We start from the raw sequence: 13,878 nt of genomic DNA on the forward strand, positions 1-13,878 counted from the left end.
CTCAGGCCTGCGACTCTCCGTCGGGACGTTCGACGACCCGCTGGGCGGCCGCCGCCTCTGCCGTGGGCATCTGCGCACCCACGGATGCTCCGACCTGCGCCGCAGCGACCTCGTCGGCCTCTCCGCTGACCACGACCGGAGTGGTGCCGGTGAGCGCCTCTTCCGCATCGATGTCGGTGGCCGCCTGTTCGAACTGCGACTGGTAGAGACGCCAGTACGCGCCCTGGGCGGCGATGAGCTCGTCGTGCGTGCCCTTCTCGACGATGTCGCCGTGCTCCATGACGAGGATGAGATCGGCGTCGCGGATCGTCGACAGACGGTGCGCGATCACGAACGACGTGCGTCCCTGCCGCAGCGCGGCCATCGCGTGCTGCAGCAGCAGCTCGGTGCGCGTGTCGACGGCCGAGGTCGCCTCGTCGAGGATGAGGATCGACGGCTGCGCCACGAATGCACGGGCGATCGTGATCAGCTGCCGCTCGCCGGCCGACACGTTCGAGGCGTCCTCATCGAGCACGGTGTCGTAGCCGTCGGGGAGCGCACGCACGAAGCGGTCGACGTAAGTCGCCTTGGCGGCGTCGAGCACCTCGTCGTCGGTCGCATCGGAGCGGCCGTACCGGATGTTCTCCCGGATGCTGCCGGCGAAGAGCCACGGATCCTGGAGCACCATTCCGGTGCGGGAACGCAGATCGTCCCGCGTGACCTGGGAGATGTTCTGCCCGTCGAGCGTGATGCGCCCTCCGCTGAGCTCGTAGAACCGCATGATGAGGTTGACCAGCGTGGTCTTCCCCGCCCCGGTGGGTCCGACGATAGCGACGGTCTGCCCCGGCTCGACCCGGAACGACAGATCGGTGATGAGCGGCCGTTCCGGCGTGTAGGAGAACTCGACGTTCTCGAACTCGATCACGCCCTTGCCCTCCGTGAACCGCGGGGCGTCGCTCGCATCCGCCTGCTGCTCATCCGCGTCGAGCAGCTCGAACACGCGTTCGGCCGAGGCGGTTCCCGATTGCACGACCGCGGCCATGCCGCCGAGTTCCGACAGCGGCTGCGTGAACTGCTGCGAGTACTGGATGAACGCCTGCACGTCACCGATGCGGATCTGCCCGCTCGCCACCATCAGTCCGCCGAGCACGGCGATGCCGACGTACGTGAGGCTCCCGACGAAGGTCATCGCGGGCATGATGATGCCCGACAGGAACTGCGCCTTGAAGCTCGCCTGGAAGAGCTCCTCGTTCTCGTCGCGGAACTTCTGCAGCGCGTCCTGCTCGCGGCCGAAGACCTTGACGAGCGCGTGCCCGGAGAACGACTCCTCGACACGGGCGTTGAGGCGGCCGACCTTGCGCCACTGCGTGCCGAAGGCCTTCTGCGACCGCGGTCCGATCACACCGAAGATCACTCCCATGAGAGGCAGTGCGACGAGTGCGACGAGCGCGAGCTGCCAGGAGATCGAGAACATCAGCACCAGCACGCCGACCACGGTGAGCACGGCGGTGAGCGCGCCCGACAGCGACTGCTGCATGGTCTGCGTGATGTTGTCGATGTCGTTCGTCACCCGCGAGATGAGGTCTCCGCGCTGGACCTTGTCGAAGTACGACAGGGGCAGGCGGTTGATCTTCGCCTCGACGCGCTCGCGCAGGCGCCACATGGTGCGGACCATGATCACGTTGATCACGTAACCCTGCACCCAGCTCAGGAAGGCCGCGACGATGTAGATCGCCAGCACCGCGGCGATGATCCACCGCAGCGCGTCGAAGTCGATGCCCGCCCCGACCTGGAAGTCGTGGAGCGCAGCGACCTGGTTCGCGTAGTCGTCCTGCCCGAACGCACGCAGCTGTTCGACGACCTCGGCCTGCGATGTCCCGTCCGGGAAACCGGGGAAGTCCCCCTGCGGTTGCGCGAGCTGGTTCGACAGGAACCCGGTGTAGATGAGGTTCGTCGCCTCGGCCAGCACCTTGGGTGCGGCGACCGTGAGCACGACGCCGATCGCCCCCAGCACCGACACGAAGACGAACCACACGGCAGACGGCTTGAGCAGCCCGATCATGCGGCTGAAGCTCTTGCCGAAGTTGTCGGCCTTTCCGGGTGCGACGCTGTCCCAGCCGCCGCCGTCCTGGCGCGCCTTCTCGGCGAGCTCGGCCTCGTACTTCTCCTCGTCGGTCAGCTCCTGCTCGACGACGGGCGCGGCCGGCGCGCCACCGCGCTGACGGCGCGTCCTCTGCGGCTTCTGATCGCTCATGCGTCCACCCCCAGCTGCGACTCGACGATCTCCCGATAGGTGTCGCTCGTCTCCAGCAGTTCTTCGTGCGTGCCGACGTCCACCATGGTTCCTCCCTCGAGGACCACGATGCGATCGGCGTCTGTGATGGTCGAGACGCGCTGCGCGACCACGATCTTCGTGACGTGGGGCAGCTCGCGCCACAACGCCTGCCGCAGCCTCGCGTCGGTCGTCAGGTCGAGCGCCGAGAACGAGTCGTCGAACACGAGGATCTGCGGCTGCCGCACGATCGCTCGTGCGATCGCGAGACGCTGCCGCTGACCTCCCGACACGTTCGTGCCGCCCTGGGCGATGCGGGACTCGAGGCCGTCGGGCATCTCCTCGACGAAGTCGCGCCCCTGAGCGATCTCGAGCGCATGCCAGAGCTCCTCGTCGGTCGCGTCCTCACGGCCGTACCGGAGGTTCGATGCGACGGTGCCGGTGAACAGGAAGGGGCGCTGCGGTACGAGACCGATCGACGCCCACAGCGACTCGACGTCGGCCTCTCGCACATCCGTGCCCCCGACGAGCACGGCACCGGCCGACACGTCGAAGAGTCGGGGGATCAGGGAGACGAGCGTGGTCTTGCCCGCTCCTGTCGAGCCCACGATCGCCACGGTCTCGCCGGGCCTCGCACCGAAGCTGATGCCCGAGAGCACGGGTGCGTCGGCGCCGGGGTAGGTGAAGGAGACGTCGTCGAACGACACGGCGCCGGCATCCGGGAACGTCGTGACACCCGCGTCGGGCCGCGTCATGCTCGACTCCGTCTCGAGCACCTCGCCGATGCGCTCGGCAGAGACCGCGGCGCGCGGGATCATGATCGCCATGAAGCTGGCCATGATCACACCGCCCATGATCTGACCGATGTACTGCATGAAGGCGAAGATCGTGCCGACCTGCGCCGTGCCCGTGTTGACCTCGATGCCGCCGAACCAGATCACCGCGACCACCGTCACGTTGAGGATGAGCATGAACAGCGGGAACAGCAGCACGAACAGCGATCCGACGCGGCGGCCGACGACCATGATGTCGGTGTTCGCCTCGCGGAAGCGGCCCTCTTCGATGCGCTCGCGCACGAACGCGCGCACGACGCGCACACCCGTGAGCTGCTCGCGCATGACCCGGTTCACCGCGTCGAGCTTGCCCTGGTAGCTGCGGAACAGCGGGACCATGCGACTCACCACGAGACCGGCCACGATCAGGAGCAGCGGCACCGAGACGGCGATGAGCCAGCTCAGTCCGACGTTGGTCTGGATGGCGAAGATGATGCCGCCGATCGCGAGCAGCGGCGCCGTGACGAGCATCGTCGCGCCCATCATCGCCAGCATCTGCACCTGCTGCACATCGTTGGTGTTGCGCGTGATCAGCGAGCCGGCGCCGAACTGCGACACCTCGCGCTCGGAGAAGCCGCTCACCTTTCCGAACACGTCGGAGCGGATGTCGCGACCGGCGCCCATGGCCGCTCGGGCCGCGAAGTAGGTCGCGATGATGGACGCGATGATCTGCCCGAGCGACACCGCGAGCATGAACAGGCCGGTGCGCCAGATGTAGGCGGTGTCGGAGAGCGCGACGCCCTTGTTGATGATGTCTTCGTTCAGACGCGGCAGGTACAGGGTGGCCAGAGCGCTCGCGAACTGGAACACCAGGACGACGAGCAGCAACCACTTATAGCGGGACAGATAACGGAGAAGGATTTTTCCCAGCACAGGCGGACTTTCTAGGAAGGATTACGCGGCGGATCTCCCGGCGGGCGGAGGCGGGCCGACGATCGCGCACATGCAAGAGTGCCACGAACCTCGGACATTCGTATCCCCCTATGGGAGGACCTTCGCTCACAGCGAACCGGACCGCGCCGGGTGCACGGGTATCTGCACCGAGGCGAAGAACGCGTATACGCCTCAGAACAGCGCGCGCTCCGGGACGAACGCGCGCGCCGGCGCGCCCGCATCCGCATCGAGCCCGTCGATCGTGGCGGGCGTCCAGTGCGGATCGCGGTCCTTGTCGACGAGCTGCGCGCGGATGCCCTCCACGAGATCGGGGTGCTCGCGCACGAACCACATCACGCGGCGGTACTCGCCCTCCAGCGCGGCGCGGAGTCCCGGCATCCCCCTGGCCTCGCGCACCGCGTCGAGCGTGACCGTCAACGCCGTCGGGGACAGCCCTTCGAGGAGATCGGCCGTCGCGACGGCATCCTCCTCCGGGCGCGCCCGCAGCCGCCGGACGACCTCGGCGACCGAGTCGGCGGAGAACGCATCGTCGATCCACTCGCGCGCCGAGGGGAGCTGCGAGGGCTCGGGGGTCTCGTCGAACAGCAGCACGATCTCGGCCGGACCCGTGGGATCGGCACGGAACGCGAGCGCCTCGCGAAGGGCGTCGAGGCGGTCCGAGGGTACGAAGTGGTCGGCGAAACCGAGGAGCACGGCATCCGCGCCGTTCATGGTCGATCCCGTGAGGCCGAAGTACTCCCCGAAGCGGCCGGGAGCCCTGCCCAGCAACCAGGTGCCGCCGACGTCGGGCGTGAACCCGATGCGCGTCTCGGGCATCGCGAGCCTCGAGCGCTCCGTCACGATGCGGATCGCGGCGTGCCCGGCGAGGCCGATGCCGCCGCCCATCGTGATGCCGTCCGCGATCGCGACGACCGGTTTCGGGTACTCCGCGATCATCGCGTCGAGCGCGTACTCGGAGCGGAAGAACTCCGTCGTCGTCTCCGCCTGCCCCGCGACGATCTGCGCGTGCAGCGCCCGCACGTCGCCTCCCGCGCACATGCCGCGGTCGCCGGCGCCGTCGATCATGACGATCTGCACGTCGGTGTCGTCCCGCCAGGCTTCGAGAGCGGAGGTGAGGTCCTGGATCATGTCGACGTCGAGCGCGTTGATGGCCTCGGGCCGGTCGAGCGTGAGCCTTCCGAGCGCTCCTTCCGTACGGATGAGGACACGGGGAGCTGCGGTCGTTGCGGTCACGCGTGCCAGGCTACCTCCTCCTCGAGGGTGCGCCTCTGCACAGGTTCGTGCGGAAAATACGCGATCCGACGGCTTTTCCGGCAGGATAGACAGAACCGCCCATTGCAACGAGAGGTCGCGGATGCCCGACGGACAGGTGCTCGAGTTCACGCGCGTGACGAAGCGCTTCAATGACGTGACGGCGGTGTCCGACCTCTCCGCACGCGTCGAGCCGGGAGTCGTCACCGCGTTCCTCGGCCCCAACGGCGCCGGGAAGACCACGTCGTTGCGCATCCTGTTGGGCCAGGTGCGCGCCACGAGCGGCACCGCCACGATCGGCGGCGTCGCGTACCCCGAGCTCCGCCACCCTCTGCGCACGATCGGCGCGGTGCTCGAAGAGACCGTCTACCGTCCGCGCCGCAGCGCCACCCGCCACCTCACGATCGCGGCGAAGGCCAACGGCATCCCGCTCTCCCGCGTCGACGAGGTCCTGTCGCTCGTCGGCCTCGAGCACGAGGCCGAAGGGCGCATCGGCAGCTTCTCGCTCGGCATGCGTCAGCGGCTGAGCGTGGCCCATGCGCTCCTCGGAGACCCGGGAGCGCTCGTGTTCGACGAGCCCGCGAACGGGCTCGACCCCGAGGGCATCCGCTGGATGCGCCTCCTCATGCGCCGTCTCGCCGACGAGGGGCGCACGGTGCTCGTGTCGTCGCACGTCCTCAGCGAGGTCGAGCAGGTCGCCGACCACGTGCTGGTGCTCTCGAAGGGCCAGCTCGTGCTGTCGAGCGGCATCGAGACCCTCGCCGACCCCTCGGGCGGCTCCGTCGTCGTCGACTCCGTCGACCGCGCGGGCCTGCGCAGCGCGCTGTCGGCCGCCGGATTCGAGGTCGAGGTTCTGCGCTCCGGACTCCGCGTCCGCGGCGGAGACGCACAGACGGTCGGCGCGATCGCCGCGTCTGCGGGAGTCGCGCTCAGCTCGCTCGCGCAGCGGGGTCCGACGCTCGAGGACGTCTTCATCGAACTCGTCCGCGGCGGGACGCTCGGGCCGCGCGCGGTGGCAGCGGCGTCGGCGGCCGTCGTCGCGCAGGAGCCGGCGACCGACCCCGCCGACGGAGCGGATGCCGCGCAGGAAGCAGATGCACCTGGCGCCGCGTCCGAGGTGCATGCCGTCGCGCCGCCGACCGCGGGTGCTCCCGAGCCGGAGGCGGAGCCAGACGCAGAGCAGTTCGAGCAGACCGAGGACCCTGCCACCGCGCCGAGTGGCGACGGAGACACGGAGCAGGGCGCCGACATCGAACCCGAGCAGAGCCCGGAGCCCGAAGCCGCTGCTGACATCGAACCCGCCGCGCCGGGCGCCGACGCCGACGACGCCCCGGCCCCCTCGTTCGACGACATCCTCTTCGGCACCGGAGACGCGTCCGTCGCCGGAGGCGAAGAGCAGCCCGCCGGAGGCGAGGAGCAGTCGGCCGAGGCCGTGGACACGACGGCGGCCGACGACCAGGATGCAGACGCGTCGGGTGTCGACATCTTCGATGACCTCGGCGAGGGCGTCGGCGATGCGGACGCATCCGATGGGGATGACAGCCGTGCGGACGCATCCGATGGGGATGCCGACACCGACGACGCCCGCTCGGCGGCCGTGACGTCGATGCTCGCCGCCGCGGCGCGCGCCTACTACGACGACGAACCCGCGGACTACCCGGTCGGCGACGCCGAGGACGCCACCGAGGATTCCCCGGAGCGCCGCGACGACGCCGCGACCGACGCGGCGGGCGATGACGCGCACTGGTCGGTCGCGAGCACCGGTGTGATCGATCAGGTGCCCGCGTGGGCTCCGTCCGGAGACGCGGATCAGACCGCCGAACAGGACGACAGCCGCGACGGGGCGACGGACGACGGCGAGCCGAACCACGACGGTGAGCACCAGGGCGAGGTCCACGACGGCGAGCACAGCCACGACGGCGAGCATCGCCACGACTGACACGTCATCGACTGACGAGAAAGCCCTCCGCGCCGATCGGTGCGGAGGGCTTTCTCGTCAGTCGGCGGTCACGCCGGTCGAGGCCGGATGACGGGACGGCGACGCTGTTTCGACACCGGCGTCGGCGCGGTCGCAACGATCTCCTCGACGTCGGACGGTTCCGTCGACACGTCGAGGCGCAATGCCTGGGTGAGCGACAGGCCGTGACGCGTCGTGATGATGAGGCGTCGGTAGTCGGCATCCCCGTCGAGATCGATGACGACGCTCGGTCGGTGTCGCCGGATCAGGACGAAGTCGACGCTGCCGGCCGCCTTCCAGGTGCCCGATGCGAGCACACCGGGGATGTGGGTGCCGGGATTGGGCACACCGCGCAGCCAGGTCCAGGCGTCATCGGTGAGCTGCACCTTGGAGATCGTGTCGCGTGCGATGCGCAGATTGTCGCGGTGGAAGCTGGCCGCTCGCTCGATCGGCGAGAGCACGATCTCGAGTTGCGTCTGGTCCAGCAGCAACGTCACCATGCGTCCAGTCTGCCAGCGGCTCCCTGCCAGTTGTCTGCGTCTTCTTCACAGGACGGCAACGATCCGTTGTCGGTTCCCACCACCACGTTCTCCTTCATACCGATGTTCCGCTCGAGATTCGAACATATCTACTAAAGTGGAGGTATGGCAACTCCCGATGATTCCGATCTCGACCGCCGCCGAGCGCTGCTCGACGCGTGGCTCGAGAAGCGGCGTGCGATCGCGGTTCTCGAAGCCGAGGCGGCTGCACTTCTCGACGCGCGCATGCAGTTGTCGCAGTCCGATGCCGCCGAGCACCCGTTCCACCGTGACGCGATCCACCGCTCGATGATCGCGGAGTACGCCGCGGCCGGGCGGCAGTCGACGGGAAGCATGGAGTATGCGTTCACCGATGCGGCTTTCCTGCATCGCAGTCACCCCGAGGCACTCGCCGCTTTCCGCACCGGTTCGATCACGGCTCAGCATGTGCGAGCGATCGTCCGCGAGGGCGACATCGTCCGCGAGGCGGTGAGGAACGGTCGAGCGGATTCTGAAGCGCTCCACGCGTACGACACGGGCGCTGTGGTCGTGGCGGAGAACGAGTCGCCGGCGCGCACCGCGGTACACGTGCGCGCGTTGGCGGCCGCCCTCGCGGGAACGACGGTCGTCGAGCGGCTGGAGCGCTCGCGTGCCGAGCGCACCGTCGAGATGCGCTCGGTCGGAGACGGCCTCGCGCTGTTGACAGTGGTCCTCCCCGAGCATCTGGCCGTCGCGATCATGGATCGACTGACGCAGCTCGCCCGCGGGGTGGTCGCTGCACGGAAGATCCGACGCTCGGACACGGAGCAGTTCCACGCCCGCCACGAGAGTCTTGACGGAGGCAGCGATAGAGATGACGTCGGTGCCGGCACCTCGGGGCGCATCGAGAATGCAGACCACGGCGAGAGCGCAGAGCACGGCGCGGGCGCCGGGCGCGGCGAGAGTCACGATGCCGCCGCGTTCGGCGACGACCGCGGCGCCATCTTCGGTGACGGCACATTCACGACCGACCCTCTGGTCACCTCGACTGGCAGCATCGGCACGGGACATCCCGGCGACAGGACCTCAGGGGATGCCGACGGCGGGAGCACAGGACATCCCGACGGGAAGGCCTCAACGGATGCCGACGGCGAGAACACCCGGCACCGCGCCTCCGACGACAGAACGATCGATCAGGTCCGTGCTGATCTGCTCACCGATATGCTGCTCGCCGCGGATCCCAGTGCGGCGAACGGCTCAGGGCTCGACGGCGTTCAGGCACGGATCCAGGTGACCGTCGCGGCGACGACGCTGGCCCGACTCGACGATCGGCCCGCAGAGCTCGACGGTGTCGGACCTCTGCACCCGGAGATCGCCCGAGACCTGGCAGGTCGCAACGGCGGGTGGTCACGGCTGTTCCTCGACGCTCGTGGCATCGTCACGGCGACCGACACGTACTCGCCGACAGAGCCGATGCGTCGGTTCCTTCGAGCCCGCGATCAGCACTGTCGATTCCCCGGCTGTCGCATGCCCGTGCACCGGTGTCAGATCGATCACACGCACGACCATGCGAAGGGCGGTCGCACCGAGAACCACAACCTCGCGCACCTCTGCGCCTCGCACCATGTGCTCAAGCATCCCGACATCGCCGACGATCATCGCTGGAGCGCACGACAGCTCTCCGACGGATCGATCGACTGGCTCAGTCCGCTCGGCCGCAGCTATCGGGACTCGCCGCAGAGACGGGTGATGTTCACCTAGAGCACGTGGGCACGGTCGGGTCGAGACTTTGCGTCTCAGACCTCAGGCCCGCGTCTCAAGCCCGCGTCTCAAGCCCCGCGTCTCAAGCCCTCGTCTCAGGCCCTCGTCTCAAGCCCCGCGTCTCAAGCCCTCGTCTCAGGCCCTCGTCTCAAGCCCTCGTCTAAGCCCGCGTCTAAAGCCCGCGTCTCAAGCCCCGCGTCTCAAGCCCGCGTCTCAAGCCCGGGCTGCCGCCTGTGCTGCGACCGGGAGGGCGGCCTCGATCCTCTGCAGGTCGTCCTCGCCGTGTGCGGCGGTGAGGAACCACGCCTCGAAGACGCTCGGCGGCAGGGCCACTCCCTGCTCGCGCATGCTGTGGAAGAACGGGGCGTAGCGGAACGACTCCTGCGCCTGGGCCTCGACATAGTCCCGAGGAGCGGTGGGGCGGAACGAGGCGTTGAACAGGTTGCCTGCACGCGCGACCGCGTGGCTGACTCCCGCACCGGCGAGAGCGTCGTCGAGCGCTGTCGAGATTCGGGACGCCGCAGCGTCGACCGCGGCGTACACCTCGGGTGTCGCCAGACGCAGCGTGGCGAGGCCCGCGGCGACCGAGAGCGGATTGCCCGAGAGGGTCCCGGCCTGGTAGACGGGGCCGAGCGGCGCGAGCAGGTCCATCACGTCGGCCCGACCGCCGAGCGCGGCGAGCGGCATCCCTCCGCCGACGACCTTGCCGAACGTGACGATGTCCGGGGCGTACAGTTCACCGGCCGCCGCCTGCAGACCCCAGAAGCCCGCCGGATGCACGCGGAAGCCCGTGAGCACCTCATCCAGGATCATCAGCGCGCCATGAGCGTGTGCGGTCTCGGCGATGAAGGCGTTGAACCCGGCATCCGGAGCCACGACACCCATGTTGGCGGCCGCCGCCTCGACGATCACCGCGGCGATCCGTTCGCCGTGCTCCGCGAACACGGCCTCGAGAGCGGCACGGTCGTTGTAGTCGATCACCAGCGTCTGCGCCGCGACCGGCGCGGGCACTCCCGCCGAACCGGGGAGCGCGAGAGTCGCGACGCCCGACCCCGCCGCGGCCAGGAGCCCGTCGGAGTGACCGTGGTAGTGGCCGGCGAACTTCACGAGAAGGTCGCGTCCGGTCGCCCCGCGGGCCAGACGGATCGCGGTCATCGTCGCCTCGGTGCCCGTCGACACGAGCCGCACGCGCTCGATCGGCGCGGCATCGCCCACACGCACACGGTCGGCGATCAGCTCGGCGAGCTCCACCTCGCCCTCGGTCGGCGCACCGAACGAGAGGCCTCGCGTCGCGGCGTCCTGCACCGCGGCGACGATCTCGGGATGTGCGTGCCCGAGGAGGGCAGGACCCCACGACGCCACCAGATCGACGTACTCGACACCGGCCGCATCGGTCACCCGGGCACCGCGCGCAGACGCCAGGAAGCGGGGCGTGCCGCCGACCGATCCGTATGCGCGCACCGGCGAGTTCACGCCGCCGGGGATCACAGCACGGGCAGCGGAGAACAGGTCGTCGTTGCGGTCGGTCACAGCGCGGTCGGTCACAGCACACTCCTCAGGCGTCGCTCGGAAGGCTCCGGGCACTCCTCCCAGGCTAGCCCGGGCTGCTGTGCACGGGACTCAGGTCGGCTGCACCGGACCGTCGAACCGGAGTGCTCAGGATCGCAACCAGCGGGCCGCTTCGGTCGCCCAGTACGTCAACACGGCGTCCGCCCCCGCGCGGCGGATCGAGAGCAGCGACTCCAGGATCGACGCACGGCGGTCGATCCATCCGTTCGCCGCCGCGGCCTCGATCATCGCGTACTCGCCCGACACCTGGTACGCCCAGACAGGGATCCCGACGGTGTCGCGCACCTCGCGCAGAACATCGAGGAACGCCATCGCCGGTTTGACCATCACGATGTCGGCGCCCTCCTGCTCGTCGACGACGGCCTCCCGAACGCCCTCGCGCCGGTTGCCGGGGTCGAGTTGATACGTGCGGCGATCGCCGGTCAGCTGCGAATCCACGGCCTCTCGGAAGGGGCCGTAGAAGGCACTCGCGTACTTGGCGGCGTAGGCGAGCAGCAGGGTGTCGGTGAATCCCTCGGCGTCCAGGGCACGACGGATCACGGCGACCTGGCCGTCCATCATTCCGGACAGTCCCAGGAGCTGCGAGCCTGCGCGCGCCTGCGCGAGCGCCATCGAGGTGTACCGCTCCAGCGTGGCGTCGTTGTCGACCGACCCATCGGCCGACAGCACGCCGCAATGCCCGTGATCGGTGAACTCGTCGAGGCATAGGTCGGTCTGCACGACCAGCGCATCACCGACCTCGGCGGCGAGCGCCTCGGTCGCGACGTTCAGGATGCCGCGAGGATCGTCGGCCCCCGAGCCGCGGGCATCGCGCACGGCCGGCACACCGAACAGCATGACACCGCCGACTCCGGCATCCGCGGCCTCGACAGCCGCTGCCTTGAGCGAGTCCAGCGAATGCTGTGCGACTCCGGGCATCGAGCCGATCGGCGCCGACTCATCGAGCCCCTCGCGCACGAACAACGGCAGCACGAGCTGCCGGGGCTCGATCGAGGTCTCGCGCACGAGGCCGCGAACCGCGGGCGACTGGCGCAGTCGCCGCAGTCGGACGTCGGGGAAGCTCACGGCGCCAGCTCGTCAGCCGCGTGCGGGAGGGTGAAGGTCGATACGGCGTCGATGAGGGCATCGACCGTCTGCCGGTCGGCGACGACCGTGATCGGAAGCCCGGCCTTGTCGGCATCCCGTGCCGTGCGCGGACCGATCGCCGCGAGAAGCGTCTCGTCGGGGATCTCCGGGAACTGCTCGCGAACCTGCGCGGCCACCGACCCGCTGGTGATGAGGATCGCGTTGATGCGACCGTTCTCGACATCGCGCTTGATGCGGTCGGTCACCGGGACGCCGACCGTGCGATACGCGACGACGCTGTCGACGTCGTGTCCCGCCTCCTGCAGCAGCACGCTGAGCACGGGCTTCGCGATCTCGCTGCGCAGGGCGAGGATGCGACGGGGCTCGGTCTCGAGCGCGATCAGCTGCTCGGCCATCCCCTCCGCAGAGTTGTCCTGATCGGGCACGAGTGCGACCTCGTAGCCGACGGCCTGCAGCGCCGCGGCCGTCGTCTCCCCCACCGCGGCGATCTTCGTCGAGCGCGGAACCACGGCGCGATGCGCGAACATCACGTCGACGGTCGTGGCGCTGGTCACCGTCAGCCAGTCGAACGCCCCGGCGGCGAGCTGGGACAGAGCGACATCGAGCGTCGCCTGATCGGTGGTCGGCGCGAAGTTGATCAGCGGCGCCACCACGGGGACGGCCCCCTGTGCCCGAAGGCTCGCGGCGACGCCGTCGCCCCACGGCCCCCCGCGCGGCACGAGGATGCGCCAGCCGCTCAGCGGTCGGTCCTGCTTCGAATCAGTCATGAAGAATGCTCTCGGAAAACAAGGTCGGCCGCCCCTTGTTCGAGCAGCCGACGGGCAACAGTCAACCCGAGCTCGCGCGCTGCGTGCATCGGGTCTGCACCATCGGCAGCATTCGCCCCATTGCCACTGCCGTTCCGACGAATATACTCCCCGTTCAGCGCCTCGGTGACGTCGAGGCCGATCCGCCGACCCCCGTCCGGGGCGTAGACGACCGTCCTGACGCGGATCTCGCCGTCCTGCAGCACCGCGTGCGCAGCCATGGGGGCTTGACATCCGGCATCGAGACCCTCCAGCACCGCCCGCTCGACCGTGATCGCCAGACGGGTCGCGTGATCGTCGAGGGCTCCGAGGGCCTCGAGCAGCTCGGTCGGCGCATCCGCACGCGTCTCCACCGCCAGCGATCCCTGGCCCGGAGCGGTCGGCCACTCGGCGAGTCCGAGCTCCTCGCGGCGCAGCGGCGAGTCGGTGCCGAGACGCGACAGACCCGCCGCGGCGAGGATCACCGCATCCAGCTCTCCGGACGCGACGCGCTGCAGGCGGGAGTCGACGTTGCCGCGGATGTCGACGACCCGTGCGTGCGGGGAGCGACGCCGCACCTGCGCGATGCGACGCGGAGACCCCGTGCCGACCGTGCTGCCGGAGCGAAGTTCATGCAGGGGCGTGCCGCCGCGCGTGATGGCGACGTCGCGGGCATCCTCTCGCGGCGGTGTCGCGGCGATCACGAGCCCCTCGGGGATCGCCGTCGGCAGATCCTTGAGCGAATGGACGAGGAAGTCGCACTCCCCCGCCAGCAGCGCCTCGCGCAGACGCGTCGCGAAGATGCCCTGACCGCCGATCTCCGACAGCGAGGCGCGATTCGTGTCGCCCTCGCTCGTGATCGGGACGAGCTCGACACGACGCCCCGAGACCTTCTCGAGGGCGGCGGCGACGTGCCCCGACTGCGCCTGAGCGAGTGCGCTGCGGCGCGTGCCCAGTCGGATGGGATCGGACCGGCTGATCGACGTGTTCATGG

At 69.4% G+C, this 13,878-nt stretch carries 10 protein-coding genes; 2 read left to right on the top strand and 8 right to left on the bottom strand.

Translation table 11 applies throughout. The annotated features are described in order from the left end of the window. Position 1 precedes the first annotated feature (1 nt). From ACIPYT_RS02675 to ACIPYT_RS02685, 3 genes are all read right to left on the bottom strand, one after another. Positions 2 to 2,233, bottom strand: a complete 2,232-nt coding sequence (locus ACIPYT_RS02675) for an ABC transporter ATP-binding protein (protein WP_401070388.1) — start codon at positions 2,231 to 2,233, stop codon at positions 2 to 4. Further along, positions 2,230 to 3,957 (bottom strand): ABC transporter ATP-binding protein, encoded by a 1,728-nt coding sequence (locus ACIPYT_RS02680; RefSeq protein ID WP_401070390.1) that lies wholly within the window; start codon positions 3,955 to 3,957, stop codon positions 2,230 to 2,232. Before ACIPYT_RS02680 ends, ACIPYT_RS02675 begins: the two co-directional genes overlap by 4 nt. A gap of 192 nt (positions 3,958 to 4,149) precedes the next feature. Beyond that, positions 4,150 to 5,211, bottom strand: coding sequence for an enoyl-CoA hydratase/isomerase family protein (locus ACIPYT_RS02685; RefSeq protein WP_401070392.1), 1,062 nt, complete (start codon positions 5,209 to 5,211; stop codon positions 4,150 to 4,152). Between the two features lie 121 nt (positions 5,212 to 5,332). Between ACIPYT_RS02685 and ACIPYT_RS02690 the strand changes: the two genes are divergently transcribed. Then, entirely contained in the window at positions 5,333 to 7,168 is a 1,836-nt protein-coding gene (locus ACIPYT_RS02690) for an ATP-binding cassette domain-containing protein (protein WP_401070394.1), read from the top strand. A 68-nt stretch (positions 7,169 to 7,236) separates the two neighbouring features. Here the strand turns inward: ACIPYT_RS02690 and ACIPYT_RS02695 are convergent, their stop codons facing one another. Next, entirely contained in the window at positions 7,237 to 7,686 is a 450-nt protein-coding gene (locus ACIPYT_RS02695; protein ID WP_401070396.1) for a hypothetical protein, read from the bottom strand. Positions 7,687 to 7,830: 144 nt separating this feature from the next. On the opposite strand from ACIPYT_RS02695, the gene ACIPYT_RS02700 reads away from it, so the two are divergent. Beyond that, positions 7,831 to 9,444 carry an HNH endonuclease signature motif containing protein gene (locus tag ACIPYT_RS02700; protein WP_401070397.1) on the top strand — a complete coding sequence of 538 codons (1,614 nt, stop codon included), beginning with the start codon at positions 7,831 to 7,833 and terminating at the stop codon, positions 9,442 to 9,444. A gap of 213 nt (positions 9,445 to 9,657) precedes the next feature. Here the strand turns inward: ACIPYT_RS02700 and ACIPYT_RS02705 are convergent, their stop codons facing one another. From ACIPYT_RS02705 to hemC, 4 genes are all read right to left on the bottom strand, one after another. After that, on the bottom strand, positions 9,658 to 10,974 hold the full coding sequence (locus ACIPYT_RS02705) for a glutamate-1-semialdehyde 2,1-aminomutase (RefSeq protein WP_401074723.1): 1,317 nt from the start codon (positions 10,972 to 10,974) through the stop codon (positions 9,658 to 9,660). Positions 10,975 to 11,100: 126 nt separating this feature from the next. After that, complete coding sequence (gene hemB / locus ACIPYT_RS02710) at positions 11,101 to 12,078, bottom strand: porphobilinogen synthase (protein WP_401070399.1); 978 nt, start codon at positions 12,076 to 12,078, stop codon at positions 11,101 to 11,103. After that, positions 12,075 to 12,866, bottom strand: a complete 792-nt coding sequence (locus ACIPYT_RS02715) for a uroporphyrinogen-III synthase (RefSeq protein ID WP_401070401.1) — start codon at positions 12,864 to 12,866, stop codon at positions 12,075 to 12,077. Before ACIPYT_RS02715 ends, hemB begins: the two co-directional genes overlap by 4 nt. Then, entirely contained in the window at positions 12,863 to 13,876 is a 1,014-nt protein-coding gene (gene hemC, locus ACIPYT_RS02720) for a hydroxymethylbilane synthase (RefSeq protein WP_401070403.1), read from the bottom strand. The genes ACIPYT_RS02715 and hemC overlap by 4 nt, the downstream gene beginning before the upstream one ends. Positions 13,877 to 13,878 lie beyond the last annotated feature (2 nt).

This window comes from Microbacterium sp. NPDC089695 (assembly GCF_044749085.1).
Taxonomy (GTDB): Bacteria; Actinomycetota; Actinomycetes; order Actinomycetales; family Microbacteriaceae; genus Microbacterium.

Excerpts from the sequence above, each read along its gene's own strand:
- ACIPYT_RS02695 (WP_401070396.1), bottom strand. The coding sequence starts at position 7,686 with ATGGTGACGTTGCTGCTGGACCAGACGCAACTCGAGATCGTGCTCTCG.
- ACIPYT_RS02690 (WP_401070394.1), top strand. The coding sequence starts at position 5,333 with ATGCCCGACGGACAGGTGCTCGAGTTCACGCGCGTGACGAAGCGCTTC.
- hemC (WP_401070403.1), bottom strand. The coding sequence starts at position 13,876 with ATGAACACGTCGATCAGCCGGTCCGATCCCATCCGACTGGGCACGCGC.
- ACIPYT_RS02675 (WP_401070388.1), bottom strand. The coding sequence starts at position 2,233 with ATGAGCGATCAGAAGCCGCAGAGGACGCGCCGTCAGCGCGGTGGCGCG.
- ACIPYT_RS02700 (WP_401070397.1), top strand. The coding sequence starts at position 7,831 with ATGGCAACTCCCGATGATTCCGATCTCGACCGCCGCCGAGCGCTGCTC.
- ACIPYT_RS02715 (WP_401070401.1), bottom strand. The coding sequence starts at position 12,866 with ATGACTGATTCGAAGCAGGACCGACCGCTGAGCGGCTGGCGCATCCTC.